Raw genomic sequence first — 22,871 nt, 5'->3', positions numbered from 1 at the left:
TCGCAGGTCAGACCAGGTATCTGCTAGCTTCCCGAGGTGCTTGATGAGCAGCGGTCCGGAAGGGACCTGAGGAATTTTGTCCTGCCTGAGTTAGGCCAGTTGCTGAAGACGGGAGATCCCTGGGAGCCGTACAGGGTGCTGGATGGACGCGGGAGGCCGGTTGCGCCCGTTGCGCTCTACCTCAAGGAGCTGATGGCGAGGGACAGCTCGCCGTTGACGCCACGTTCGTACGGCATGGATCTGCTGCGCTGGTTCCGGTTCCTTTGGGCGCTCGGGATCGAGTGGGACCGTGCGACCCGGGAAGACGCCCGGGACTTCATGTTGTGGATGAAGGTGGCGGACAAGCCGAAGCGCATCCATTGGCGCCATCGCGGCAAGGCTCTCTCCAAGGTCCCACCGCCTCGCAGCGGCAGGCCGGCACCGGGGACACCGAATCCGGTGACTGGAAAGCCCACGGTCGGGATCAAGTACTCGTCGGCAACCCGGGCTCATTGCGAGACGGTGCTGCGGGAGTTCTACAACTTCCATCTGGATGAAAGCACCGGTTCGTTGCTGGTCAACCCCTTCCCGTTGGTCCGTGGGCGCCGCTTGTCCCAGCTCGGGACACAGCGTGATGGTGGGAAGAAGCACCGCAACCGACGCACGGGCCTCTACCGGCCGACCGTTCCGCAGCGGGTCCCGCGGCGGATTCCCGACGAGATGTACACCAAGGTCTTCGCCAGCCTCCGTTCTCATCGTGACCGCGCCTTGCTGGCCTTCTGGGTCGCCACTGGCACCCGCGCCGAGGAACTGCTCACCGTCAAGCAGGGCGGCGCGATTGTCGGCGAGCAGGCCGTCAGTGTGATCCGCAAGGGCACCCGCGACTACCAGGACCTGGCCGCCACCCCTGACGCGTTCGTCTGGCTGCGGCTCTACCAAGAGTCCGCCTGGAAGAAGGGCGTCCCCCGGGGCCGCCACCACCCGCTGTGGTGGACGCTGCGGCGCCCATGGCGGCCGCCGCTGGAATACGACGCGGCGCGCATGATGTTCAACCGCGCCAACGATCTCCTTGGCGCCAACTGGACCCTTCACGATCTGCGGCACACGGCGACGTTCATGATGCTCGATGACCCGAACATGCCGCCGGTTTACGTGCAAAAGATCCTCGGCCACAAGTATCTGTCGACCCTGGACATCTACAACCGTCCGACCAGGGACGACGTCATCAGAGCCGGCCTCGCCCACCACGCCCGTCAGGAGAAGCGACGCGAGGAGAATCCTGTGCCTGTTGACGAGCCGTCCTACAACCCCGACTCCTTGTCCATCCTCTTCGGCCGGGACGCCTCATGACGAGCACTGCGACGCACGTCGGCTCGAGCTTCGTTCCGCGGGTCACCAGCATGGTGGGCGCCGAAGAGCTCAAGCTGATGAACCGATTCCCGCATCGGGAAAGACCAAGCATGTGGGAAGCGACCGCAGTCACGCGTGAAGAGGTCCTTGAGCGGCTGGCTCGCCCACCGCTACGAGCTGTGGAACCCAGTGCCCAGGCGAATCGAATGTTCGGGGCACGGCTCCTCCTCGACTGGCTGATGACTTTTCCGGGAGAAACCTGGCAACAGCGCTGGCAGAGGAGCCCTGCCCACGGCCAGCACATTGCGTCGCAGGGGTGGAGGGATGCCTTCGCAGCCTGGGCCCGCCCGGAAGGGCGAGTATCGCGCCGTGAAACGCTTCTCGTCGGGGTGCTGGCGCTGCTCTGCGCGGATGCCGTCAGACCCGACCCGGAGTTCCTCATCGGGTCAAGATCGCGGCATCTTCGGCCGGCTCTGGAGACCACACGCGACCCCCAGGGGTTCGCCCGCTTGAGGGCTTCACTGCCGACCAACATCTCGGCTGCGAATATCTCGTCCGGGCTGAAGACCATTGCGGAGATCATGGCCTGCCGAGGCGGCGCCATCGAGGACATCGTCGTCGGCGACCTGCTGCTCTGGCAAAGCAAGAATCCGAGGAACAGCAATGGACGGATCCAGCTTGCCTACACCTGGCTACGCGACTTGGGTCTCTTTCCAGCAGACGCACCGCACACGCTGTTCCGGATCTCGAACCGTACGGGGCAACTCACCCCGGCGGACCTTGTCGACCGCTACGAACTGCAGTGCCGTCCGATCCGCGATCTCTTGGTCGCCTACCTCTCCCATCGGTCCGTAGGGCTCGACTTCACGACGCTGCAGGCGCTCACGATCTCGCTGGCGCTTCGGTTCTGGGGCGACCTGGAGCGGCATCATCCGGGCATCGACTCTCTTCGGCTGCCTGCCGAGGTGATCACTGCCTGGAAGGTCCGCCTGGCTACGAAGACCGTCCGCAAGCGTCTGCCCGATGGATCATTTCGGGAGTTCACAGAGCCACGCCGAGGTGCGATCGGGATCAAAACCCAGGTCAGAGCCTTCTACCTGGACCTGGCGGAGTGGGCAGTGGAGGACCCCGGCCAGTGGGCCGCCTGGGTGGCGCCCTGCCCGATCAGCGAAGCCGAGTGCTCGGGAAGAAAGGCTGAGAAGCAGCTCAAGGCCCGCATGGACCAACGTACTCGCGAGCGCCTGCCGGCCCTGCCCACGCTGGTGAAGACGGCTCACCGCCTACTGAAAGAGGCCACCATGCGCCTCGATGCACTCAACGCTGCCCCGCTCGGTTCGGATTTCAGCGTGCTTGGTGAGACCTTCAGAGTCCCGCGCTTCAGCAAATGCGCTGACGGGCGCCCGATCCATGCCTGGGACGCGAAGGGCACCCGGCGCTCATTCGCGGGTGAGGAACGCAGCGCATTCTGGGGGTGGGCTGCCATCGAGATCTTGCGACACACCGGCATCCGCATCGAGGAACTCCTCGAGCTGGGGCACCACAGCATCGTCAGCTACAAGCTCCCCACCACCGGACAGGCCGTTCCGCTCCTGCAGATCGCCCCGTCGAAGACCGACCAAGAGCGACTTGTCCTGGTCACGCCGGAGCTGGCGGACGTGTTGAGCACGGTCGTCTCTCGAGTCCGAGGCTCGGACGGGAGAGTCCCCGTTCTCCGTAGCTACGATCACTACGAACGGGTCTGGAACCCGCCGATGCCTCTCCTGTTCCAGGATCGCTCTGGCGGCTACCTGCGTCCGCTGTCACGAGCGACGATCCGTCGGGGACTCGACGTCACCTTGTTGGCCTCAGGTCTGACGGACAGCGCGGGTGACCCCCTCATCTTCCAGCCCCACGACTTCCGCCGGATCTTCATCACGGACTCCATCCTCAACGGCCTGCCCCCTCACATCGCCCAGGTCATCGCTGGTCACGACCACATCGGAACGACGATGGGATACGCCGCGATCTACCCCACTGATGCCATCGAGGCACACCGAGCGTTCATCGCCCGGCGCCGGGCTCTGCGGCCTGCCGACGAATACCGCACCGTCACCCCTGAAGAATGGGGAGAGTTCCTCGGACACTTTGAGCGCCGCAAGCTCGCCCTGGGCGACTGCGGCCGCGCATACGGAACTGACTGTGCTCACGAACACGCTTGCGTCCGATGCCCCGCCCTGATCGTCGGCGCGACAGAACGTCCCCGGCTTGTCGAAATCCGCGACAACCTCCTCACGCGCATCGTGGAAGCCGAAAGGGAAGGCTGGCTCGGCGAGATCGAAGGGCTGCAGAGCAGCCTGACCCACGCCGAGGAGAAGCTAGCCCAACTCGACACCCAGATCTCCCGGAAGCAGGAGTCTGTCGACCTGGGAATCCCTACCTTCCGGGAGATCGTTGCTCGCACCACTGCGGCGGCCACCCCGCCGGGACCTGCGTGACTGAACGGCTGTCAATCCGGCGTGCTCAGCGGACACCGCCACAGAACGCGGCGCTTGGACGAGCTTCGTCCACGCGGATGATCTACACCACCCCGACCCCGGCCACGGGCCACGTTCTACGGGCGGCGGGCCAGCAGGTGGGTGTCGAGGAAGCCCCGCTCGGACGCTGGGTCGTGGAGCAACCGAGCCACCGTGACGAGTCCGGCCCCGGCCAGCAACTCGGCAAACTGCTCCGCCGGCCAGCTATAGGCAGGCGCCACCTTGTGGTCGAAGCGGACAGGCTCCGGCCCCTCGGTTCCGAAGAAGGACGCCAGGAGCAGGCCCCTGGTGCCAAGACACGCACCTGCTCAGCGAGCAGCGCGGGCAATTCTTCAGGTGGGGTATGGATCATCGAGTAGTGGGCCAGCACTCCGCCGAGCGCGCCGTCCTCGACCGGCAGGGCCTCCATTCGTGCTTCGTCGAACCGCAGCGCCGGATGGGCCCGCCGGGCGTGGGCGACCATAGCCGGGGAGAGGTCGAGCCCGAAGGCGTCCAACCCCAAGTCGCGCAGCATGGCGGTCAAATGGCCGGGCCCGCACCCGACGTCGGCTGCCCGCAGGTTCCCCGTGCCACGCACGAGCTCGGCGAAGGTGCCGATCATGTTCCGCGCGAACGGCTGCGTCTCCAACCGATTAGCGAACATCGACGCATACAGTTCGACGACCCCGTCGTAGGCCGCCCTGGTCTCGTCCTGGTGTTTTAACACGGGAGGGAAGCTAACACCCTCGTCGTTCACAGCAGTTCTCCGGCCCCATACCGGCCCCTTCCCCGCAGGACTGATCGTCCTGTCACCTGACCACGGGACGCCCCGGTAGTTCGGAGAAGCGGCCTGCAGCGTGTGAACGGTTTCCGTCGCCTCAGCGGCCTGCAGCGTGTGAACGGTTTCCGTCGCCTCAACGGCCGACGGAACCGATGCTGATCCGCGGCCACGACCGAGCCGTAGCCAGGAGCGCCTGGGTCCGTGCAGACGGAGTGGCCGCAGCCGTTGCCAGTGCCGCCGCGGCGCTCGCGATGCCGAGGACCGCGCCGGCGGCCACGTCGCCCGGATAGTGCACGCCCGTGTGGATGCGGGAGTAGCCGACCGCGCTCGCCAGCGCCCCGAGCGGCACCGCGGCGGGCGGCAGGACCACTCCGACGGCGGTGGCGAACGCGACCGCCGACGCGGTGTGCCCGGACGGGAACGAGGCCGACGTGGGCATCCGGACATGCCGGTCCACGGTCACCCGGGCAGCCTCCCGGTCCGGCCGGGCCCGGCGCACCAGGCGCTTGCCGAGCAGGTTGGCGGAGGCCGACGCCACGGCGATCGCCCCGACGCCGACGACCGCTGCCCGGCGCGGCCGCTTTCCGGCCAGCGCCAGGGCGGCGGCGATGCCGAACGAGATCTTGGAGTGGTCGGCCGCGTGCGACAGATGGCGCAGCGTCCGGTCGAGGGTGGGTGTGGGGTGGCGGCCACCGCCGCGTACAGGGCGCCGTCCACGGCCCTGAGATCGCCGAGTACGGCGGTCAGGAGCCGGCCGGGTCCGCTCGCGGGCTTCCCTCCGCTCGGCAGCGGACGGGGGGCGTCCGCGTCTGTGATCGTCGGATCGGTCATGTTGCTTCTCCCCGCAGTGGCCTTTCCCCAGCAAGGTACCGGCTCACGCCGGGCGCACGCTCGGCGCCCCCGCGGGCCGGTACCCGCCGAGTGCCCAAGCGGCGGACGGCCATCCGTGAGCCGGCCCCGGCACCGCCGCCCGGGCGACCTGGTGAACTTGCGGCATGACGTCACCGCTGCCCCGGGCCCTGCGCGCACTCGACCGCTTCCACTCCGCCCGCCCCTGGGACCACAACGCCCACTTCCACCGCTGGATCCTGCGGCAACGGCCCGCCCGTGTGGGAAGCGCCCTGGACGTGGGGTGCGGCAGTGGTGACCTGGCCCGGCTGCTGGCGACCCGGGCCGCACAGGTGCACGGGATCGACGCCGACCCGGCGATCACGGCACGGGCACGGGAGCTGACCCCGGCGACGGCCCCGGTGACCTACGCGGTGGCCGACGCGCCGACCGGGCTTCCCGACGGGCCGTACGACGTCATCACCTGTGTCGCCGTGCTCCACCATCTGCCGTTCAAGCAGACCCTGAAGGCCCTCCGCGACCGTCTCGCCCCCGGCGGCACGCTGGTCGTCGTCGGGCTCTCCCGAGAAGAGACTCCCATCGACCACGTCCTCGGCATCGCGTCGATCCCGCTCAACATCGTCATGGCGTTGGTGAAGAACCGGGGCCGCCGGGCAGCACGCCCGGCCTCGATGACCGCCCCCACGAGACCGGCGGACATGACCTTCCCCGAGATCCTCCGCGAGGCCCGAGCCGTCCTGCCCGGTGCCCGCCTGCGCCGCCGTCTGTTCTGGCGCTACACGTTGGTGTGGCACCACCGCTGACCGCCGCCCCCGTCCCGCGACCACTTCAGCCGGCGGCCCGGAACGTGCGCAGCCGCAGCGAGTTGCCGACGACGAAGACCGAGGAGAAGGCCATGGCCGCCCCGGCGATCATCGGCGTGAGCAGTCCGGCCGCGGCCAGCGGCAGGGCCGCAACGTTGTAGGCGAAGGCCCAGAACAGGTTCGAGCGGATGGTGCCGAGGGTGCGGCGGGAGAGACGGATGGCGTCCGCCGCGGCCCGCAGGTCGCCCCGCACGAGGGTCAGGTCCCCGGCCTCGATCGCGGCATCCGTGCCGGTGCCCATGGCCAGTCCGAGATCGGCCTGGGCGAGGGCCGCCGCGTCGTTGACACCGTCGCCCACCATCGCCACCGAACGGCCCTCGGCCTGAAGCCGCTTGACGACCTCGACCTTGTCCTGTGGGAGCACCTCGGCGACGACATCCTCCGGAGCGATACCGGCCTGGCGGGCGACGGACCGGGCCACCGCCTCGTTGTCGCCGGTCAGCAGGATGGGGGTCAGTCCGAGAGCGCGCAGCCGTCCGACCGCCTCCGCACTCGTCTCCTTCACCGCGTCGGCGACCTCCAGCACCGCACGCGCCTCGCCGTCCCAGGCAACCACGATGGCGGTACGCCCGGCGCCCTCGGCTGCCGCCCTGGCACAGGCCAGCCCCTCCGGCAGCTCCATCGCCCAGTCGGCCAGCAGCCTTTCCCGCCCGACGAGCACCGCGTGGCCCTCGACGACGCCCTGGACACCGAGCCCGGGCACATTGGCGAAGTCCTCCGGCGTGGGCAGCGCGCCGCTCAGCTTCTCCAGCGCACCGTCGGCGACGGCCCGGGCGATCGGGTGCTCGGAGGAGTGCTCCAGCGCCCCGGCCAGCCGCAGTACCTCGGCCTCGCCGATGCCGTCGGCGGTGTGCACGGCGAGCAGGGTCATACGGCCGGTGGTGACGGTGCCGGTCTTGTCGAGGACGACGGTGTCGACCCTGCGCGTCGACTCCAGGACCTCCGGGCCCTTGATGAGGATGCCGAGCTGGGCGCCCCGCCCGGTGCCGACCATCAGCGCGGTCGGCGTGGCCAGACCCAGGGCGCACGGGCAGGCGATGACGAGGACGGCGACCGCGGCGGTGAAGGCGGCCGTCAGTCCGGCGCCGTTGCCGAGCCAGAAGCCCAGCGTGCCCAGCGCGAGGGCGATCACGACCGGCACGAACACGGCGGAGATCCGGTCCGCGAGCCGCTGCGCCGCGGCCTTGCCGTTCTGCGCGTCCTCCACCAGCCTCGCCATGCGGGCCAGGTGGGTGTCGGAGCCGACTCGCGTGGCGCGCACGACGAGCCGCCCTCCGACGTTGATCGTGGCGCCCGTGACCGGGTCGCCGGCGCCGACCTCCACCGGCACGGACTCGCCGGTGAGCATCGAGGCGTCCACGGCGGAGGAACCCTCGACGACCGTCCCGTCGGTGGCGATCTTCTCGCCGGGCCGGACCAGGAAGCGGTCGCCGACTCGCAACTCCGCGACCGGAACGGCCTGTTCACGGCCCGCGTCCCGCAGCACGGTGACGTCCTTAGCGCCCAGCTCCAGCAGTGCCCGCAGCGCCGCCCCGGCCTTGCGCTTCGCACGGGCCTCGAAGTACCGCCCGGCCAGGAGGAAGGCCGTCACGCCCGCGGCGGCCTCCAGGTAGATGTTCCCCGCGCCGTCCGTGCGCTCGATGGTCAGCTCGAAGGGGTGCGTCATGCCCGGCGTGCCCGCGGTGCCGAAGAACAGCGCCCACAGCGACCACAGGAACGCGGCCGAGGTGCCCACCGAGATCAGCGTGTCCATGGTGGCCGCGCCGTGCCGGGCGTTGGTGAACGCGGCCCTGTGGAAGGGCCAGGCCGCGTAGGTCACGACGGGCGCGGCCAGCGTGAGCGACAGCCATTGCCAGTACTCGAACTGCAGCGCCGGGATCATGGCCATGGCCACGACGGGAACCGCCAGCACCACGGCCGTGACCAGCCGCTCGCGCAGCGGGCGGAGATCGTCGGTTTCCTCGGCGGGCTCGGTGCGCCGCTCGGGGAGTGCCGGTTCCTGAGCGGTGTACCCGGTTGCCTCGACCGTGGCGATCAGATCCCCGACCGAGACCTCGCCGGAGTAACTGACTTTCGCCTTCTCGGTCGCGTAGTTGACGGTGGCGGTGACCCCGTCCATGCGGTTGAGCTTCTTCTCGATGCGCGCCGCGCAGGAGGCACAGGTCATGCCTCCGATGACGAGCTCGACTTCGGTGCCGATCGTTCCGGTGGTCATGCCCCTGTATACCCCCTAGGGGTATCATTCGCAAGCGAGGAGGTAGCTTGACTAGGTACCCCTAGGGGTATGGTGAAGTGCATGGAAGCCCCGCATCCGAGCGCGAGGCCCGGCAGCTCGAAGGAGCCGACGGTCATGAACACCGGACTGAAGATCACCACCTTTGCCGCCGCCCTGGCCGCCACGTTCGGCACGGCCTACGGCGTCGGACAGGGCATCGGCCCCGTCGTCGCCGACGCCCCGCCGAAACACGAGGACGAGCACACCCGGCCCGCACCGGAGCCCGAGGGGAGCGGCGGCCACGCCGGACAAGGGACACCCCCGGCCGGCGGACTCCAGATCTCCGAGGGCGGCTACACCCTCGACCTCGAGACCCCGAGCGTCACCGCCGGACAGCGGGCCGACCTGCGCTTCACCGTCCGGGACGGCGGCGGCCGGGCCGTCACCGCCTACCAGCGCGAACACGGCAAGGAACTCCACCTCATCGTGGCCTCACGCGACCTGGCCACCTACCGCCACCTGCACCCCACGCGCGCTGCCGACGGCACCTGGAGCATCCCCGTCGACCTGCCCCGCGCCGGCGGCTATCGCGTCTTCGCCGACTTCACCCCGGCGAAGAAGGACGCCCGGAACCTCACCCTCGGCGCGGACCTCGCCGCCTCCGGCCCGTTCCGGCCGAAGGAACTCCCGCCGGCGAGCACCACGGCCGAGACCAACGGCTACGAGGTCGAGCTGGCCGGCGCCCTGCGCCCGGGCAGGGCGAGCGAACTGAACCTGAAGGTCTCCCGGGCCGGCAGGCCCGTCACCGACCTCCAGCCCTACCTCGGCGCGTACGGCCACCTGGTCGCCCTGCGCTCCGGCGACCTCGCCTACCTCCACGTCCACCCGAACGGCGAACCGGGCGACGGAAAGACCCGGCCCGGCCCGGACGTCTCCTTCACGGCCACGGCACCCAGCACGGGCTCATACCGCCTGTTCCTCGACTTCAAGCACGACGGAAAGGTCCACACGGTGGCGTTCACCGTCCGGGCAGGAGGGGCAGCGGCCGCTGAACCCGGTACCCCCGAGGGGCATGCGGACGACAGCCACGGGCACTGAGCCCTAGTAGTGCTTCGTTAGGTTCTGGGCTGTCTGTGGCTTCTTCGGGGGTTGGGCAGGGGGCGTCCGCAGGTGGTGCAGGTACCGGTCCAGCACCTGAGCAGGTCCTGAAGAATGTCGAGGACCTGGTAGAGGGTCAGGCCGGTGTGCGGACTTTTGGGTCGAGCCGCCTGAGGGTGAGGAAGGCCTGGGCGGCGGTGACGAGGGTGACGTGGTGGTGCCAGCCGCGCCAGGTGCGGCCCTCGAAGTGGTCCAGTCCCAGGCCATGCTTGAGCTCGCGGTAATCGTGCTCGATCCGCCAGCGCATCTTCGCCCACCGCACCAGGTCAGCGGCCGGTGTGGTGGCGGGCAGATTCGATATCCAGTAGTCCGTCGGAGTGTCCTGGCCCTCCGGCCATTCAACGAGGAGTGTCTGGACGGGCAGGACACCGTCCCACTGGTTGCGGCCGCCGCCCGCCGCCTGGGCTGCGGCGAGGGACTGCTTGCCCGCGGGCCGCACGCTCAGCACCGCGAACCGTGAGGTCATCGCGCCTTTGCTGCCCTGCCGCCAGGTCACCTCGGTGAACCGCTCCGCACCCGCCTCCGCTGCGAGGACGCAGACGGCTCGTGGTGGGGTGCGATAGCGGGGAAGGGTGGGCGGCCCGAGCCCACCGTAAGCAGGCTGGTGCGGCTCGGTATTCTCCGGGTGAGCGACTTCCTTCCCGTTCAGGGCCAGGACATAGGACAGCCCTCGCTCCTCAAGGCCGAGCCGGAAGGGGGTGCTGACGCCGTATCCGGCGTCGGCGACCACGACCGGCGCCTTCAACCGCCAGTCGGCGAGCGTGTCCAGCAGGCCGAGCGCGAGACGCCACTTCTCCTGGTGCACCACGTCGTCGGGGACTCCTGCTCTGCGGCATCGGTCCGGCTCATCCGTCCACTCACGCGGCAGATACAACTGCCACTGCAACGGGCACGAGGCGGTGTCGGTGGCGGCATGGACACTGACCGCGACCTGGCAGTTCGCCCGTTTGCCGAGTGCTCCGCAGTACTGGCGGGCCACTCCGGCCGACGCCTTGCCGCACTTGGGGAACGACACGTCGTCGATCACCCACACCTCAGGTGTGATCACCTCGGACAGCCGCTCGGCGATCCGCTGCCTGACCGGCAGCGGATCCCACGGCGACTGGTTCACGAACTGCTGCAGGGCCTGCATGTTCCCGTCCGGCAGACGCTCGGCCATCGGCTGGACCGACTTGCGCCGGCCATCGAGCATCAGGCCCCGCAGATAACACTCGCCCCACCGCCGCTGATCCCGCCGCGGCAACGACCCGAACACATCGGCAACGAACTCCGACAACTCACCCCGGAGCCGTTCCACCTCCCCCAACCTCACCCCGGGAAGCTGCCCACAATCAACCGAGATCACTCAACGTAACGAAGCACTACTAGGGCCTGTCGTTTGGATCACGCCGCAGACGCGGGGTCCGGCACGCGCATCTGCCGCGTTGTCGTCGGTTGCCGATGCTCCGCATCGCCGCCCTCCTCCGCCTTGCAACTGCACGCACCAGACCCCGCTCACCGGCGATTTCCAGGAACCGTCAGTTTCCTGCGACCTGATCCAAACGACAGGCCCTAGCTGTATTGGGTAGCCGTGGTCACCTTCGACGGATTCGACGAGCTCGAGGGCTTCACAGCTTCCGCGCTGATCAACCGGTGCCGCAAGGAAGGCTCCCCCGTCCTAAAGGGCCGAGGTCTGGTCGAGGGCGGCCGGGATCTGGGCAGCGAGTTCCCTGAGGGGCTCACCGCTCAACTGGCACACCCCCCACTCGTCGAGGAAGTCCACGCCGAGCGAGTTGTAGAAGTCGATCGTCGGCTCGTTCCAGGCCAGGACCCACCATTCGAAGCGCACCTCAGGGTGAGGCCGGCGGTCACCGCGTCGAGGTCCCGGGACAGCACACCTGGGGCCTGTCGTTTGGATCACGCCGCGGACGCGGGGTCACCGGCGATTGCGAGGAACTGTCAGTTTCCCGCGACCTGATCCAAGCGACAGACCCTAGCCGAGCGCCCGGTCCAGGTTGAAGGCCGCGCTGATCAGCGCGAGATGTGTGAACGCCTGCGGGAAGTTGCCCTGCTGCTCCCCGGTGTGGCTGATCTCCTCGGCGTACAGGCCGAGATGGTTGGCGTACGTCAGCATCTTCTCGAAGGCCAGGCGCGCCTCGTCGATCCGGCCGGCGTGCACCATGGCCTCGACGTACCAGAACGAGCAGATGGAGAACGTGCCCTCGTCGCCGCGCACACCGTCCGGGCTGGACTGCGGGTCGTAGCGGTAGACCAATGAGTCCGACACCAGTTCCTCGGTGAGGACGTCCAGCGTCGACAGCCACTTCGGGTCCGTCGGGGCGATGAACTTCGTCAGCGGCATCATCAGCACGGCCGCGTCCAGCACGTCGCCGTCCTCGTGCTGGACGAAGGCCCGGCGCTCCTCGGACCAGCCCCGGCTCATGATCCGCCGGTAGATCGTGTCCCGGCACTCCCGCCAGCGCGGCAGATCGGCGGGCAGCCCGCGCCGGGTGGCCATCCGGATGGCCCGCTCGATCGCCACCCAGCACATCAGCCGCGAGTACAGGAAGTTCTTGCGGCCGCCCCGGGTCTCCCAGACTCCCTCGTCGGGCTGATCCCAGTGCGCGCACACCCAGTCCACCAGCGCGCACACGTCGTCCCACTGGCCGCTGGAGATGGGCTTGGCCCACTTGTCGTAGAGGTAGATGGAGTCGATCAGCGCGCCGTAGATGTCGAGCTGGAGCTGGTCGGCCGCCGCGTTGCCGACGCGTACCGGTGCGGAGCCCTCGTGGCCCTCCAGATGGTCGAGGGTCCGTTCGGGCAGGTCTGTGCGTCCGTCGATGCCGTACATGATCTGCAGCGGCCCGGAGTGCTTGCCGTCGCCCGGGCTGATGTGCCGGGTCACGAAGTCCATGAACGCCTCGGCCTCGCCGGTGAAGCCCAGCCGCAGCAGGGCGTAGACGCAGAACGCCGCGTCGCGCACCCACACGTACCGGTAGTCCCAGTTGCGTTCGCCGCCGAGCCGCTCGGGCAGGCTCGTCGTCGGCGCGGCCACGATCGCCCCGGTCGGCGCGTACGTCAGCAGCTTCAGCGTCAGCGCCGAGCGGTGCACCATCTCCCGCCAGCGGCCCCGGTACCGCGACGCCGCCAGCCAGCGCCGCCAGTACGCCACCGTCGCCGCGAGCTGCTCCTCGGCCTCCGTGCGCGCGCACCGGCGGGGTGACACCTCGCCGCCGACCTTGTCCAGCGCGAACACCGCCGACTCGCCCTCGCCGAGCTTGAAGTCGCCGCGCACGTCCGGCCCGTCGGCCTCCAGCGGCACGGTCGCGGTCAGGGCGAGCGCCATCCCGTCGGCTTCGAAGAGCGCCGTCTCACCGTTCAGCCGGACGGTGTGCGGCCGGGTGCCGTAGTCGAACCGGGGAGCCACGCGCGTACGGAAGGGGACCGAGCCGCGTACGCACACCACCCGCCGGATCAGCCGGTGCCGCTCGGCCTCGGCCGGCTCGCCGTCCACCGGCATGAAGTCCTGCACCTCGCCGACGCCGTCCTCGGTGAAGAACCGGGTCATCAGGACGTTGGTGTCGGGGAAGTAGAACTGCTTGGTCCGGGCCGGCACGGTCGCCGCCAGTTCGAAGCAGCCGCCGCGCTCCGCGTCCAGGATCGAGGCGAACACGCTCGGCGCGTCGAAGGCCGGGCAGCAGTACCAGTCGATCGTGCCGTCGGTCCCCACCAAAGCCACGCTGCGCAGGTCGCCGATCAGCCCGTGCTCGGCGATCGGCAGATACCGTCGCCCGTCCGCTGTACCCCGCATGGCAGCCTCCCTGCCCTGGCGAGCGCCTGAGTTTCAGCTTAGGTCCGCCGAGCACAAGCGGCCGGGTGTCACACCGTGACGACCCGCAGCCCGGCGTCCTCGAAGGTACGCAGCGTCTCCGCGTCGGCCGCCGTGTCCGTGACCAGGGTGTCCACTGCCTCGGCCGCGCAGATCCGGGCGAACGCCCGCTGCCCCAGCTTGCTGGAGTCGGCGGCCACGACCACGCGCTCCGCGCGCTCGCACAGCAGCCGGTTGATCGCGGCCTCCGCCTCGTCGTGCGCCGCCGCCCCGTGCGCGACGTCGAAGGCGACCACGCCGAGCACCGCCACATCGACGGTGATCTGCCCGAGCACCCCGTCCGCGAGCGGCCCGACCAGCTCGTACGACTGGGCCCGGGCCACCCCGCCGGTCAGCACGATCTTGAACTGGGGCCGTACGGCCAGCTCATTGGCGATGTTCAGCGCGTTCGTCACGACCGTCAGCGCGGGCGACCCGGACGCCAGATCCCCGCGCGCCGCCAGCGCCCGCGCCACCTCGGTGGTGGTCGTACCGCCGGTCAGCCCGACCGCCTCGCCGGGCGCGACCAGGTCCGCCACCGCCTTCGCGATGCGCTGCTTCTCGGAGGCGTGCCGGGCCGTCTTGTAGCGCAGCGGCAGCTCGTACGACACACCGTGCACCACCGCGCCGCCCCGCGTGCGCACCAGCATCTGCTGCTCGGCCAGCCCGTCGAAGTCGCGGCGGATCGTCGCGGCCGACACCCCCAGCTCCCCGGCCGCCTCCTCGACGTCCAGCCGGCCGCGCTCCACGAGCAGGTCCAGCAGCGCCTTCCAGCGGGCGTCGCGCGACATCCGCACCTCCACGTCTCGATCTCCGGGCGACCCTAGCGCACCCGATCTCGCTGAATGCTTGATGTTGCTCGAAAGGTGGCGATACCTTGCAGGAACAATCAGAGCGGGGAGTGTGGCATGACGCATGTCGAGGACGAGCTGACCAGCCAGCCCGAGTGCTGGACACGCGCCGCGTCGGAGGCGGCGGGGTACGGGGAGGTGTTGCCGGCGGCGGGGGAGCGGGTCGCGATCGTCGGCTGCGGCACCTCGTACTTCATGGCGCAGGCCGCCGCGGCCCTGCGCGAGGACGCCGGCCAGGGCGAGACCGACGCGTTCGCCGCCTCGGAGTTCCCTTACGGCCGTGGCTACGACCGGGTCGTCGCCCTCACCCGCTCCGGCACCACGACCGAAGTCCTCGACCTGCTGGCCCGGTTGAAGGGCCGCACCCCCACCACCGCGATCACCGCCGACCCGGACACACCCGTGATGACGGCGGCCGACGAGCTCGCCGTGCTCGACTTCGCGGACGAACGCTCCGTCGTGCAGACCCGGTTCGCGACCACCGCCCTCACCCTGCTCCGCGCCCATCTGGGACTCCACCCCGACACGGCGGTCACCGACGCGCGCACCGCCCTGGCGGAGCCCCTGCCCGAAGGCCTGGTGGAATGCGCCCAGTTCGCCTTCCTGGGGCGCGGCTGGACCGTCGGCCTGGCCAACGAGGCCGGGCTGAAGATGCGCGAGGCCGCCCTGGCCTGGTCCGAGGCCTACCCGGCGATGGAGTACCGGCACGGTCCCATCAGCGTCACCACCAGCTCCACCGCGACCTGGATGTTCGGCGACGCGCCGGACGGGCTCGCCGAACAGGTCCGCGGCACGGGCGCGTTGTGGATCGCCGGGGCCCTGGACCCGCTCGCCGAACTCGTCCGCGCCCAGCGGCTCGCCGTCGCGGTCGCCGCGTCACGCGGCCTCGACCCGGACAGCCCACGCCATCTCACCCGCTCGGTGATCCTCACTCACCGACCTCGGTGATCCTCGCCCACTGACCCTGGAGGCACCGTGCCCCTCACCACCACCGGCGAGCTCGTCACCCGCGCCGCCGCGGCCCGCTCGGCCGTAGCCTCGTTCAACGTCATCACGCTGGAACACGTCGAGGCTGTCATCGCGGGTGCCGAGTCCGTGCACGCCCCTGTCGTGCTCCAGGTCAGCGAGAACGCGGTCAAGTTCCGCGGCGGGCAGCTGCTCCCGCTCGCCCGGGCGGCCGTCGCAGAGGCCGAACGCGCCGCCGTACCGGTCGCGTTGCACCTCGACCACGTGCAGAGCGACGCGCTGCTGTACCAGGCGGCGGAGGCCGGCTTCAGCTCCGTGATGTACGACGCGGCCCGGCTGCCCTACGCCCAGAACCTCGCCACGACCCGGGCGGCCGTCGACTGGGCACACGCCCAAGGGCTCTGGATCGAGGCCGAGCTGGGGCAGATCGGCGGCAAGAACGGCAGGCCCCCGCTGGACGCGCACGCCCCCGGTGCCCGCACCGACCCCGACGAGGCCCGGGCCTTCGTCGCCGACTCGGGGGTGGACGCCCTGGCCGTCGCCATCGGCAGCGCCCACGCCATGACCACCCGCACCGCGACCCTCGACCACGCCCTCCTCAAACGCCTGTCGGCCGCCCTGGACGTCCCGCTCGTCCTGCACGGCTCCTCCGGCGTCCCGGACGACGAACTCACCTCGGCCGTCGCCGGCGGCATCGCCAAGGTCAACATCGGTACGGCCCTGAACATCGCGCTGACCGGCGCCATCCGGGACTTCCTCGCCGAGCGCCCCGACGCCGTCGACCCGCGCGGCTACCTCACGGTGGCGCGGGAGGCGATGACAAATGCGGTGGCGAGAGCCCTCCGGACCCTCGGCCCGGCTACCGCTTGACGGCCTTCAGCACCACGAACTTCGAGTCACTGGCGACCAGTCGGCTGTTGCCGAAGATCCGCCGCAGCGTGACGTGGTAGCCCAGATGCCGGTTGCCGATCACCCACAGCTCGCCGCCCGGCCGCAGCGCGCGCCGCGCCCCGGTGAACATCCGCCGGGCCGTGGCGTCCGTCGTCGCCTGGTGGGAGTGGAACGGCGGGTTGTTGAGGACCAGGTCGACGCTGTCCGACGGCACACCGGCCAGCCCGTCGCCGACCCGGAACTCGGCATGCCCCGGCACTCCGTTCGCCTTGTAGGTCGCCTCCGCCGAGGCCACGGCCTGGAACGACTCGTCCACGAACAGCACCTCGGCCTCCGGATCGGCCAGCGCCACCGCCGTCCCGACCACACCGTTGCCGCACCCAAGATCCACCACTCGTCCACCCCGGCCGCCCGGCAGATGCCCGAGGAAGAACCGGGTGCCGATGTCGAGCCGGTCGGCGCAGAAGACACCCGCGTGATTGACGACGGTGCCTCCCGAGGCCGGGCCGATGCCGTCCGGCAGCGTGTAGACGTACGGCCACGGACTGGCGGGCCGCGCCGGCGCGGGATCCGGCGTGCAGAAGATCAGCCGGGCCTTCTTCTCAGCGAGCGAGGTGCGGGTCGGGCCGAGGATCCGCTCGAACAACTGAAGCGTCGAGGTGTGGATCTCCTTCACCATCCCCGTGCCCACGACAACGGTCCCCGCGTCCACCGCCGGCGCCAGCCGCAGCAACTGATCCTCCAGCAGCGCCAGGCTCTTCGGCACCCGCACCAGAAGGACATCGACGCGGTCGGGCGGCGGATCCTGCGTGGTGAGCAGCCGTACCGTGCCGGGCTCCACGCCGTGCCGCGCCAGGTTGGCCCGGGTCGCCTCCTGGGTCAGGTGGGAATCCGTGATCTGCGTCGGCCCGTGCTCCGCGAGCGCCGTCACCAGCGCGCCCCACCGGTCCCCGACGGCCACGACCGTGCCCGACAGCGGGACCCGCTCCCGCTCCAGATGCCTCAGCAGGTACTCGTCGGAAGCGTCCCAGGCGCGCAGCCTGTCACGCGGATCCTCGGGGAAACGGGTCAGCGCGAACTCGCCCCACGGCGTCGTCATACGGTCGTTCATCGTGCGTCAAGGCTAGCCGAGCCGCAGCTCAGGCCGTGTCGGGCAGGATGGGGAGCATGGACGGCGAGCTGTTCCCCAGGCCTCGTACGCAGGTGGCACCCGGCGCGGTGCACATACCGGACTGGCTGGACGCGGACCACCAGCGCGCGCTGCTCGACGCCTGCCGCGCGTGGGCCCGCCCACCCGCCGGACTGCGCACGGTCCGAACCCCCGGCGGCGGCACGATGACCGCCCGGCAGGTCTGTCTGGGCTGGCACTGGTACCCGTACGCCTACGCCCGCACGGTGGCGGACGGCGACGGCACCCCGGTGAAGCCGTTCCCCGATTGGCTCGGCGAGCTGGGCCGCCGAGCGGCCGGGGACGCCTTGGACACTCCGATGCAGGCTCCCTACGACATCGCACTGATCAACTTTTATGACGGCGACGCCCGCATGGGCATGCACCGTGACAGCGACGAGAAGTCGGACGCGCCGGTGGTGTCGCTGAGCCTCGGCGACACCTGCGTCTTCCGCTTCGGCAACACCGAGACCCGCACCCGGCCCTACACCGACGTCGAGCTGCGCAGCGGCGACCTGTTCGTCTTCGGCGGCCCGTCCAGGCTCGCCTACCACGGCGTCCCCCGGGTACACGGGGGCACGGCACCGCCCGGATTGGGCCTGACCGGACGGCTCAACATCACGCTCCGGGTCAGCGGTCTGTAGGCCGCAGGCCCGGCGGATCATGGGAGACTCGCCCTCATGAGCGGGAAGGCGGACCCCCGGCAGGCGGGGACGGGAGCACCTCGAGGACGCGGCTGGACCGGGGGCGCGCGGCGCTCGGACCCGCGCTGGAACTCGTCCACACCGGACGCGCGCCGACCCGGGCCGTACTCACCGCCGAGCTCGGAGTGACCCGGGCGACGGCCGGCGCGGTCGCCGCCGAGCTGGAGGCGCTCGGGCTGATCCGGGTCGACGCCCGGCCCGGCGCGGCGGCCGGCTCGCAGGGCAGGCCCTCGCACAAGCTGTCCGTCGCCGACGAGGGGCCCGTCGCGCTCGCCGCGCAGGTGCACGCCGACGGATTCCGGGCGGCGCTGGTCGGGCTGGGCGGCCGGATCGTCGCCACCGCCCCCGGCTGTGAGGTCGTCGACGCGGACCCGGCGAAGGTGCTCGCCTCCGTCGTCACGGCGGGCGCCGAACTGCTGCGAGAGACGGGACGCCGATGCGTGGGCGCCGGACTCGCCGTCCCCTCCGCGGTAGCCGAACCCGAGGGCCTGGCCCTCAACCCCCTGCACCTGGCCTGGCCCGCTGGCGCGCCCGTCCGTGACATCTTCGCCGAACAGGTGCGCGCGGCCGGCATCGACGGACCCGCCTTCGCCGCGAACGACGTCAACCTCGCCGCGATCGCCGAGCACCGGCACGGCGCCGGCCGCGGCGCCCGCGACCTGCTGTGCGTGGCCACCGGCCACCGGGGCGTCGGCGGCGCGCTCGTCCTCGACGGCCGCCTCCACAGGGGAAGTTCGGGCCTGGCCCTGGAGGTCGGACACCTCACCGTGCACCCCGAGGGCCGCCCCTGCCACTGCGGCAGCCGCGGCTGCCTCGACGTCGAGACCGACCCCCTGGCCTTCCTCACGGCGGCAGACCGCGCCCCCGGCCCCGAAGTCTCCCTGCTCCAGCAGTCCATCGACCTCGTCCGCCACCACTACGACGACCCGGGCGTACGCACCGCCACCGAAACCCTCATCGACCGCCTCGGCCTCGGCCTCGCCGGTCTGGTCAACATCCTCAACCCCGACCGCATCATCCTCGGCGGCCTCCACCGCACCCTCCTGGACGCCGACCCCGACCGCCTCCGCGCCGTAGTCGCCGACCGCAGCCTCTGGGGCCAGAGCGGCGGGGTCCCCATCCTCCCGTGCACCCTCGACCACAACAGCCTGGTCGGCGCGGCGGAACTGGCGTGGCAGCCGGTGCTGGACGATCCGCTCGGGGCGCTGGCCTAGAGGGCATGCGCTGGAGGAGTGCCCGCGCCGCTCCCGGGCAGGCGAGCTCCGAGCGGGCAGGCTGGCTCGGAGGCAGTACGCCCGCCGCACCGCACCACCGAGGAAGTAGACGCGCAATGACCGACAAGCTCACCGTGAGCGTCCTGGGCACCGGCATCATGGGCGCGGCCATGGCCCGCAACGTCGCCCGGGCCGGACACACCGTCCGCGCCTGGAACCGCACGCGTGCCAAGGCCGAGCCACTGGCCGCCGAGGGCGTGCACATCGTCGACACCCCCGCGCAGGCCGTGCGGGACACCGACGTCGTCCTGACCATGCTCTACGACGGTCCGGCCGTTCTGGAGACGATGCGCGAGGCGGCCCCGGCCCTGGGTCCCGGCATCGCGTGGGCGCAGTCCACCACGGCCGGTGTCGAGGGCATCGCCGATCTGGCCGCCTTCGCCCGCGAGCACGGCCTGGTCTTCTACGACGCGCCCGTCCTGGGCACGCGTCAGCCCGCCGAGGCCGGGCAGCTGACCGTGCTCGCCGCCGGGCCCGCCGAAGGGCGGGACCGGGTGACGCCGGTCTTCGACGCTGTCGGCGCCCGCACCGTGTGGACCGGAGAGGACGGGGCGGCGGGCGGGGCCACCCGGCTGAAGCTGGTCGCGAACAGCTGGGTTCTCGCCGTCACGGCCGCCGCCGGTGAGGCCCTGGCGCTGGCCAAGGCTCTCGACGTCGACCCGCACAACTTCTTCGACCTCGTCGCCGGTGGGCCGCTCGACATGGGCTATCTGCGCGCCAAGTCCGAGCTGGTCCTCGACGACCGGCTCACGCCGCCCCAGTTCGCGGTGACCACCGCCGCCAAGGACGCCCGCCTGATCGTCCAGGCCGGTGCGGGCAACGGCGTCCGCCTGGACGTCGCCGAGGCGGCCGCCATCCGTATGGAGCGTGCCGCCGCCCAGGGCCACGGCGACGAGGACATGGTCGCGGCCTACTTCGCCAGCTTCGACGAGAAGCCGTCCACCTGATCGACCCAGGAGGTTCCCGTATGTCCAAGCCGCCGCTGCCGCCCGAGGCCGACGCCCTGCTGAGCCGGCCCAACCCGTGCGTCATGGCCACGCTGCGCTCCGACGGCACTCCCGTCTCCACTGCCACCTGGTACCTGTGGAAGGACGGCCGTGTCCTGATCAACCTCGACGAGGGCCGCGTACGTCTCAAGCACCTGCGCCGCGACCCGCGCGTCACCCTCACCGTCCTCGCCGGCGACGACTGGTACACCCACGTCACCCTCATCGGCCGGGTCACCGAGACGTACGACGACGAGGGCCTGGCCGACATCGACCGCCTCGCCCGCCACTACATCGGCAAGCCCTACCCGGACCGCGTCCGCCCACGGGTCAGCGCCTGGATCGAGGTCGACCGCTGGCACGGCTGGGGCGAGTTGAAGGACAGCGACCAGGCCGGAGGCTGAGCGGCCTGGCGGCCACGCCGGTCAGTGCCACTCCGCCGCGAACGCCCGGCCCGGGTTCTCCGTGAGGATGCGCCCCACCAGGTCCTCGCCCACGGCGTGGACGAGCCGGGGTCGCACCCGGCGCAGCAGATACGGCATCCCGGGGCCGCCGACCACCGAGCGGGCGGCGGCCGTGGTGGTGTCCGCGCCCAGCAGCACCCGGTCGCCGAACCCGGCGTCGGCGAGGGCCCGTACGGCGTCCGGCATCCGCCAGTCCGTGGCGTGATGGGCGTGTGACGGGCCGTCGAAGGCCAGATAGCAGCCGGACTCCGCCGCCTGCCGGTGCGTCACGAGGTCAGGGGAGCGGTTGAGATGCCCCAGCACCACACGGTGCGGCGGCACCCCCAACTCCCCGCACAGCAGATCCAGTACGTCGAGCGCACCCGTGCCCAGCTCCAGATGCACGGCGATGGCCGCCCCCGTCGCGTGATGCGCCTCGGCCGCCGCCGCCATGGTCCAGCGGGCGTGCGTGTCCAGGACGTGGAACCCGCCCGCGACCTTGACGAGCCCCGCCCGCACCCCCGACACCCCGATGCCCACGGTGAGTTCGGAGACGAAGACGTCGGCGAGCCGCCCCCGCAGCCCGGCGAGCGTGTCCTCGTCGTAGTGCACGGCCTGGTGCAGACCCGTCGCGGCGACCACGTGCACGCCGGTCTCGCGGGACAGCGGCGGCAGATCGGCGGCCCGCCGCCCCAGCCCGTACGGCGTCCACTGCACCACGGCCCCGCCGCCCCGCTCCCGGAACGCGGCCAGCTCCGCCCGCGCCGCCGCCACGCTGCGCAGCTCCTGGCCCGGCAGCCGGGGACTGCCGAAGAACAGGTGGTCGTGGGCGTCACACACGCCCAGGTCTTCAGGGGCGACGTCCCCCAGCACTGTTCGTATCGCGGTCACCACTGGCGTCCCCGGGGCAGCCGTTCCCGGCCGGGCGCGGACAGGTGCAGCACCTCGAACACGTCACCGTCGGCCTTGGGCGTGTCGTGTTCCCAGACCGAGAAGTGCACCAGTTCCCACCGGCTCGTGTCGACGGCGGCCGCCGCGAGCAGGGCACCGTCCTCCGCCGCCAGGCGCCGGGCCTCGCCCACCGCGTCCGCCGCGACATCGGCCAATGGCCCTCCCTCGGGGACCGGTCGGCGGTGCCGCACCGCGAACCGCGCCTGGGACCCGCCCCTTCCTCGTACGCGAGCCCCGTCCACTGCCGTGCGGACGGCCGCCCGAAGTCGTCACCGAGCCGCTGGAAACCCCCGCCCCACAGAAAGGAGTTCATGCCTTCCACGGTGTTCCACAGATAGAAGGGCGCGTACTGATGGACCGGCGAGCCGCGCAGTCCGCGCTCTCGCAACAGATAGGCCTTGAGGCCGAGGCCGTCCCAGTCGTCCAGCAGTCGCCCCACCCGGGCGACCCGGTCGCGGATGACGCCCATGTCGTAGTCGGCCGGCAAGGTGAGTTCGTACTGCATGGCGTGCACGGAAACCTCCTCAGGCGGTACGGGGTGCCAGCAGCGAGAGCAATCCCCGCACCCCCGCGTCGAACGCGGCGGGGGAGCCGGAGGCGCGGGCGAGGACATAGCCGCCCTGGACGGTGGCCACGACCGCTGCCGCGATCTCCTCGCCGTCCAGCGAGGGCACGAACTGGCCCTGCTCCTTGCCCTCCTCGACGATCCCGGCGATCCGCCCCCGGATCCAGTCCAGGGTCTCCTCGACCGGGGCACGCAGCTCGTCGCTCGCGATCACGTCCGGGTCCATGGTCAGCCGGCCGATCGGACAGCCCCGCAGCACCTCCCGCTCGCGCCGCAGATACGCCTCGAGACGCTCGTACGGCGTCCCGGGGCCGCCGAGCACTCCCTCGGCGGCAGCCCGCATGTCCTCGGCGGTCCGCCGGATCGCGGTCAGCGCGAGATCGGGCTTGCCCTTGAAGTGGTGGTACATGCTGCCCTGCCCGGCGTCCGCGCGCTCCAGGATCGCCTTGGGGCTCGTGCCCACGTAGCCACGCTCCCACAGCAGCTCACGGGTGGACTGGATCAGGCGTTCCGAGGTGCTCATGCATCCACTGTACAT

At 70.9% G+C, this 22,871-nt stretch carries 17 protein-coding genes and 4 pseudogenes; 10 read left to right on the top strand and 11 right to left on the bottom strand.

Annotated elements, in window-relative coordinates:
* Positions 1-36: 36 nt before the first annotated feature.
* On the top strand, positions 37-1,329 hold the full coding sequence (locus ACQEV8_RS04625) for a tyrosine-type recombinase/integrase (protein WP_432957542.1): 1,293 nt from the start codon (positions 37-39) through the stop codon (positions 1,327-1,329).
* Positions 1,326-3,803 (top strand): tyrosine-type recombinase/integrase, encoded by a 2,478-nt coding sequence (locus ACQEV8_RS04620; RefSeq protein ID WP_432957540.1) that lies wholly within the window; start codon positions 1,326-1,328, stop codon positions 3,801-3,803. Before ACQEV8_RS04625 ends, ACQEV8_RS04620 begins: the two co-directional genes overlap by 4 nt.
* A 116-nt stretch (positions 3,804-3,919) precedes the next feature.
* On the opposite strand, the pseudogene ACQEV8_RS04615 reads toward ACQEV8_RS04620, so the two are convergent.
* Positions 3,920-4,548: pseudogene (locus tag ACQEV8_RS04615) on the bottom strand (class I SAM-dependent methyltransferase).
* A 187-nt stretch (positions 4,549-4,735) separates the two neighbouring features.
* A pseudogene (locus tag ACQEV8_RS04610) lies at positions 4,736-5,433 on the bottom strand (phosphatase PAP2 family protein).
* Between the two features lie 164 nt (positions 5,434-5,597).
* Here ACQEV8_RS04610 and ACQEV8_RS04605 point away from each other — a divergent pair.
* Positions 5,598-6,254 carry a class I SAM-dependent methyltransferase gene (locus ACQEV8_RS04605; RefSeq protein ID WP_432957538.1) on the top strand — a complete coding sequence of 219 codons (657 nt, stop codon included), beginning with the start codon at positions 5,598-5,600 and terminating at the stop codon, positions 6,252-6,254.
* Between the two features lie 25 nt (positions 6,255-6,279).
* Here ACQEV8_RS04605 and ACQEV8_RS04600 read toward each other — a convergent pair whose 3' ends face one another.
* Positions 6,280-8,529, bottom strand: coding sequence for a heavy metal translocating P-type ATPase (locus ACQEV8_RS04600; protein WP_432957536.1), 2,250 nt, complete (start codon positions 8,527-8,529; stop codon positions 6,280-6,282).
* A 135-nt stretch (positions 8,530-8,664) separates the two neighbouring features.
* Here ACQEV8_RS04600 and ACQEV8_RS04595 point away from each other — a divergent pair, with 135 nt between their 5' ends.
* Positions 8,665-9,627: a hypothetical protein gene (locus ACQEV8_RS04595; RefSeq protein ID WP_432957535.1), complete on the top strand. Its 963-nt coding sequence runs from the start codon at positions 8,665-8,667 to the stop codon at positions 9,625-9,627.
* Positions 9,628-9,763: 136 nt separating this feature from the next.
* Here the strand turns inward: ACQEV8_RS04595 and ACQEV8_RS04590 are convergent, their stop codons facing one another.
* The 4 genes from ACQEV8_RS04590 to ACQEV8_RS04575 form a co-directional block, all read right to left on the bottom strand.
* The gene (locus tag ACQEV8_RS04590) at positions 9,764-10,999 is read right to left on the bottom strand and encodes an IS701 family transposase (RefSeq protein ID WP_432957533.1); all 1,236 of its coding nucleotides are present in this window, start codon (positions 10,997-10,999) and stop codon (positions 9,764-9,766) included.
* Positions 11,000-11,344: 345 nt separating this feature from the next.
* Positions 11,345-11,515 carry a hypothetical protein gene (locus tag ACQEV8_RS04585; RefSeq protein WP_432957531.1) on the bottom strand — a complete coding sequence of 57 codons (171 nt, stop codon included), beginning with the start codon at positions 11,513-11,515 and terminating at the stop codon, positions 11,345-11,347.
* A gap of 144 nt (positions 11,516-11,659) precedes the next feature.
* Positions 11,660-13,477 carry a glycoside hydrolase family 15 protein gene (locus ACQEV8_RS04580; RefSeq protein WP_432957530.1) on the bottom strand — a complete coding sequence of 606 codons (1,818 nt, stop codon included), beginning with the start codon at positions 13,475-13,477 and terminating at the stop codon, positions 11,660-11,662.
* A gap of 68 nt (positions 13,478-13,545) precedes the next feature.
* Positions 13,546-14,325, bottom strand: a complete 780-nt coding sequence (locus ACQEV8_RS04575) for a DeoR/GlpR family DNA-binding transcription regulator (protein ID WP_432957529.1) — start codon at positions 14,323-14,325, stop codon at positions 13,546-13,548.
* 117 nt (positions 14,326-14,442) lie between these two features.
* Here ACQEV8_RS04575 and ACQEV8_RS04570 point away from each other — a divergent pair, with 117 nt between their 5' ends.
* Both ACQEV8_RS04570 and ACQEV8_RS04565 read left to right on the top strand, forming a co-directional pair.
* Positions 14,443-15,333, top strand: coding sequence for an SIS domain-containing protein (locus ACQEV8_RS04570; RefSeq protein ID WP_432957527.1), 891 nt, complete (start codon positions 14,443-14,445; stop codon positions 15,331-15,333).
* 27 nt (positions 15,334-15,360) lie between these two features.
* The gene (locus ACQEV8_RS04565) at positions 15,361-16,221 is read left to right on the top strand and encodes a class II fructose-bisphosphate aldolase (protein ID WP_432957526.1); all 861 of its coding nucleotides are present in this window, start codon (positions 15,361-15,363) and stop codon (positions 16,219-16,221) included.
* Here the strand turns inward: ACQEV8_RS04565 and ACQEV8_RS04560 are convergent.
* Entirely contained in the window at positions 16,211-17,341 is a 1,131-nt protein-coding gene (locus ACQEV8_RS04560; protein ID WP_432957525.1) for a methyltransferase, read from the bottom strand. The two genes, ACQEV8_RS04565 and ACQEV8_RS04560, sit on opposite strands and share 11 nt — an antisense overlap.
* 68 nt (positions 17,342-17,409) lie before the next feature.
* On the opposite strand from ACQEV8_RS04560, the gene ACQEV8_RS04555 reads away from it, so the two are divergent.
* From ACQEV8_RS04555 to ACQEV8_RS04540, 4 genes and pseudogenes are all read left to right on the top strand, one after another.
* Complete coding sequence (locus tag ACQEV8_RS04555; RefSeq protein WP_432957523.1) at positions 17,410-18,054, top strand: alpha-ketoglutarate-dependent dioxygenase AlkB family protein; 645 nt, start codon at positions 17,410-17,412, stop codon at positions 18,052-18,054.
* A 36-nt stretch (positions 18,055-18,090) separates the two neighbouring features.
* Positions 18,091-19,328 (top strand): annotated as a pseudogene (locus ACQEV8_RS04550) (ROK family protein).
* Between the two features lie 116 nt (positions 19,329-19,444).
* The gene (locus ACQEV8_RS04545; protein ID WP_432957522.1) at positions 19,445-20,335 is read left to right on the top strand and encodes an NAD(P)-dependent oxidoreductase; all 891 of its coding nucleotides are present in this window, start codon (positions 19,445-19,447) and stop codon (positions 20,333-20,335) included.
* Positions 20,336-20,355: 20 nt separating this feature from the next.
* A complete protein-coding gene (locus ACQEV8_RS04540; protein ID WP_432957520.1) occupies positions 20,356-20,778 on the top strand; it encodes a PPOX class F420-dependent oxidoreductase in 423 nt (140 codons plus the stop codon).
* Between the two features lie 21 nt (positions 20,779-20,799).
* On the opposite strand, the gene ACQEV8_RS04535 is transcribed toward ACQEV8_RS04540, so the two are convergent.
* The 3 genes and pseudogenes from ACQEV8_RS04535 to ACQEV8_RS04525 form a co-directional block, all read right to left on the bottom strand.
* The gene (locus ACQEV8_RS04535) at positions 20,800-21,708 is read right to left on the bottom strand and encodes a phosphotriesterase family protein (protein WP_432957519.1); all 909 of its coding nucleotides are present in this window, start codon (positions 21,706-21,708) and stop codon (positions 20,800-20,802) included.
* A pseudogene (locus tag ACQEV8_RS04530) lies at positions 21,705-22,237 on the bottom strand (DUF4865 family protein). Before ACQEV8_RS04530 ends, ACQEV8_RS04535 begins: the two are co-directional and overlap by 4 nt.
* A gap of 55 nt (positions 22,238-22,292) precedes the next feature.
* Entirely contained in the window at positions 22,293-22,871 is a 579-nt protein-coding gene (locus ACQEV8_RS04525; protein WP_432957517.1) for a TetR/AcrR family transcriptional regulator, read from the bottom strand.

Source organism: Streptomyces sp. CA-179760 (genome assembly GCF_050937045.1).
GTDB lineage: Bacteria > Actinomycetota > Actinomycetes > Streptomycetales > Streptomycetaceae > Streptomyces.
The sequence above is the reverse complement of the archived record's forward strand: the minus strand, read 5'-3'. Positions and strand labels throughout refer to the sequence as shown.